Genomic DNA, 259 nt, shown 5'->3' with positions numbered 1-259 from the left:
GGGTCGAAGGTTCGAGTCCTTCATGGCTCACCATTTTTAATGAATATGCGGGTGTGGCGGAATTGGCAGACGCACTAGACTTAGGATCTAGCGCCTTTGGCGTGGGGGTTCGACTCCCTTCACCCGCACTTTTAATGAAATAACTCAAACATGTCTTGCGGAAGTAGTTCAGTGGTAGAATACAACCTTGCCAAGGTTGGGGTCGCGGGTTCGAATCCCGTCTTCCGCTCCAATTTTCAATATGACATGCCGGGGTGGC

2 tRNA genes are annotated in these 259 nt (G+C 51.0%); both read left to right on the top strand.

From position 1 onward, the window contains the following. Window positions 1-47: 47 nt before the first annotated feature. Window positions 48-128: transfer RNA gene (locus MR079_RS28790), tRNA-Leu, on the top strand. A 29-nt stretch (window positions 129-157) separates the two neighbouring features. Then, window positions 158-232, top strand: a tRNA-Gly gene (locus tag MR079_RS28785). Window positions 233-259: the final 27 nt, after the last annotated feature.

It is taken from the genome of Bacillus cereus group sp. BfR-BA-01381, from assembly GCF_022663555.1.
Lineage (GTDB): Bacteria > Bacillota > Bacilli > Bacillales > Bacillaceae_G > Bacillus_A > Bacillus_A pacificus.
Note: the sequence above shows the minus strand (reverse complement) of the source record. Positions and strands in the feature narration are given on the sequence as shown.